2 protein-coding genes are annotated in these 3,646 nt (G+C 58.3%); both read left to right on the forward strand.

The features are described 5' to 3' along the window. The first annotated feature begins 1,666 nt into the window (after nt 1-1,666). Nucleotides 1,667-2,005: a hypothetical protein gene (locus AC0L3B_RS37910; protein ID WP_473382630.1), complete on the forward strand. Its 339-nt coding sequence runs from the start codon at nt 1,667-1,669 to the stop codon at nt 2,003-2,005. A gap of 3 nt (nt 2,006-2,008) precedes the next feature. Next, nucleotides 2,009-3,646: VCBS domain-containing protein (locus tag AC0L3B_RS37915; protein WP_473352174.1), on the forward strand; the 1,638-nt coding region annotated here is incomplete at its 3' end.

A 3,646-nucleotide genomic window follows, 5' to 3' on the forward strand; every position in this document is an offset into this window, starting at 1 on the left:
TTGAGCTTTGGCAAGGCGATCGACTCGTTGCTGTGTTCCGAAGTGCAACGTCGAATGAAGGTCGGAGCTAACGCGCGGCCCTGAATAGACGGCCGGTCTCGCCGCCGAGTTAGTTCGAGCATTGTGAGGCACCCCGGCGGCTGGTTGCCGACATGTCGCAGCGACGTCGTCACCGAGGCTCGCTACTGCGGTCCGGCGGTCTCTAAACGGCTCTTGCTCTGCCGCTCGCTTTGGTACGCCGTCTTCTTGTTCTTGCTTCTACATGTCGGAGCTTACTTCGAAGCTTCTCCACCTCTCTAAGCTCCTCCAGAAGCGCCTGGTGCCGTTCGTTCAGAACAGCACTAGAAAAAATCTGACGCGTACTCGACATGACATGCCTCAGAAAATGATTTGAAGTAAGAAGTCGACGAAAGCGAAAGAAAGAACACTCGACCGAAGCTCAATGAGCTGAAGCCGCAGCCGCCAGATGCTCCCAGTACTCTGCCTCTGCAAGCAGTTTCCAGCTTCTCTCAGGTTGGAGTGCGGCGGTCTGTCGGCACAGCAGCGCCATTGCACGCAGGCGGCGGGCAGCTTCCATTTCAACCTCCCATGTTTTCCCCAAACATATTTTTCATTTTTGCGATGGAGTCATCATGATTATATGAGATAATCAAATTTCTCATTTAATGGCGGTCAATTGGTTCCATTTGTAAAGCCGACCGGGAACTGCTTCCGGTTTAAGCTTCACATGGATTTCGAATGCTTGCTCGCCGGCCCCCGCTGCGCGGTAAAGCGAACGAGAAACTGCGCGGGACGGCAGCACGAGATGCGAAGCTTCATGCGCGAGCGTCGCAATGTCAGAAATCCCAACTGAGGACTCTTCTCTCCGCCCGCCAGGGCACGTGCCCCGGCTACCGAGCCAATAACCCTGCAGTTGGGTTGCGTCAGCGGTTTGGCTACGCGCTTCGCTCTTGGAGCGCACCACCCTTGAGTCCCGCGATGGTCCCACACTCTGGAACGTGCGCCGGGCGACAAGGATGGCTACTGCCCCCCATGACGATGACCAGCATCACATTGAAAGCCAAGTTCGCCACGTCACGGCGGGCGGACCTGGATCGCGTCGGGTGCGTAAGTTAATACTCACGCGCGACGCATTGCGAGGCTCTTGCTTTCATGCCTCGTCTTCGCAGGTAGGGCTGAGTTTGGCTCCAGTTGGCTCCCTGCGACTGTCGATCTACGCGAAGCAATGACCATCTCGCGGACGGAGTGCATCTGGGTAAAAGCCGTAGAATTCCGGAGTCGCCTCGCAAGGAGTGGCGCAAGAGCCTCCATCTTCTTGATTTTGATGCATTAATCATTAAATCCGGCGTATAAATAAATAAATAGACTGGCGCTTTAATTTAAAATAGGTTTGATTTAAACGGGAAGTGGATGATCGTGACGCTTCTTGGCCACGGTGGTCGCTTCTGAAGTGGGGAATATTGCAAAATCAATAATTGCCAAACGTGGCGGCCAAGCACCGGCCACGATGGGCAAGGGGGATACCGCTAGATCTTTCGCGTAACTTGGCAGCAGTTGATGGAGCTACGGTGGGCGGACCTATCGCCGTTCGAGCGAGCGCTACCAATTTGCGCGAATTGATTTTGCGGCGACGCTCTCTGCTCTGCATTGGCAGGCGAGGTTGCGAATGACCTGCACGCATTTTGTAGCAATGTTCACTCGGGCTCTGGAAATTTCGAATTCTTCTCCGTCAATTTTCGATTTTTCGATCCAGCCAAGTTTGCGGTTTGCAAACATGGCGGCTGTCAGGCGCGCGACCGTGCACACGACATTCGCTCGCAAGCTCGGAGCGGCTCTAGCCCTAATCAGGCTTGAGCGGCACGAAACGCTGAGCAGGACGATAGGCATGCTGAGCAGCTCGGCATCGTTCTTCAGCATAGGCAAGGCAACGGCCGATCATCCCCGCGCCATTGTGCAATTTGTGCCGGTCCGTGAATGCGGACGGCGCATCACCCAGAGGATTTAAGCTATGGCGACGCAGGCAACGGGCGGCGGCAGCACGGTTTCGTTCGGCAATACTCCGCAAGCCAACAACGACCTGTTCTCGTTTACGGAAGACGCCGGTAACATTCTCATCTTGAATGTGCTGGCAAACGATCTTGGCGGCGCGGCCAAGACGCTGTTCTCCCTGGACGACGGAACCAGCGCCTCCGCGTCCACCAAGACCTACGCACCGGCGGATTTGCTGGTCAAGGATGTGGCGTACAGCAGTGACGCCGCCGGAATCGCCGGAACCGGTGACCATAGCGCGCTCGGTGCGCGCATCTGGATCGAGTCGGACGGCACCGTCCATTACGATAAGGGCGACATCAACGTTCAGCTTCAAGCGCTGGCGGCCGGGCAGACGCTAACTGATACATTCACCTACGCGATCCAGCTGGGCAACGGCACGCTCAGTTGGGCGACGGTGACACTCCAGTTCAATGGCGCAAACGACCCGGTTGTTGTCACATCGAGTCCACAGAGCGGCTCGGTGGTTGAAGACGCAAATGCCACGCCCGATCTCTCGGATTCTCAGAGCGCCGCCGGTACTATCAGCTTCAGCGACGTGGATCTGAGCGATTCGCACACCGCGACGTTCGTCGCCGCGGCGGCCAATACTACTACGCTCGGCACCTTCTCGCTCGACCCCGTCAACGAGGCGGCCAATGCCGCCAACGGTGCCGTGCAATGGCACTACAATTTGAACAACGCGGCCGCGCAATACCTCGCTGCGGGCCAGACGGTCACCGAGAGCTTCGTGGTGACGATCAATGACGGTCACGGCTCGACAGCCACCCAGACAGTGATGGTCACGATCACTGGCACCAATGACGTCGTCTCAATAAGCTCTGGGGTCCAGAGTGGCTTGGTGGTGGAGGATGCCCCGGCGACGACGGATCCGTCGGATTCCCTGACCGCGGTCGGCACCATCAGCTTTACCGACGTTGATCTGAGCGACGGACATAGCGCGACGTTCGTCGCCGCGGCGGCTAATACTACTACGCTCGGAACCTTCTCGCTTGATCCCGTCAGCGAGGGCGCCAATGCCGCCAACGGCGCCGTGCAATGGCACTACAATTTGAACAACGCGGCCGCGCAATACCTCGCTGCGGGCCAGACGGTCACCGAGAGCTTCGTGGTGACGATCAATGACGGTCACGGCTCGACAGCCACCCAGACCGTGATGGTCACGATCACTGGCACCAATGACATCGTCTCAATAAGCTCTGGGGTCCAGAGTGGCTCGGTGGTGGAGGATGCCCCGGCGACGACGGATCCGTCGGATTCCTTGACCGCCGCCGGCACCATCAGCTTTGCCGACGTGGATCTGAGCGATTCGCATACCGCGACGTTCGTCGTCGCGCCGGCCAACACGACCACTCTGGGAACCTTTTCGCTTGATCCGGTGAGCGAGGGCGCCAACGCCGCCAACGGGTCTGTGCAATGGCACTACAGCTTGAACAACTCGGCCGCGCAGTACCTCGCGGCGGGGCAGAGCGTGGTCGAGCAGTATACTGTAACAGTGAGCGACGGCCATGGGTCCACGACCAGCCAGACCGTCACCGTCACCATCAACGGCACCAACGACGTGCCGGTGATCGGCGGCGTCTCCACCGGTTCGGTC

This window comes from Bradyrhizobium sp. Kon56 (assembly GCF_055807635.1).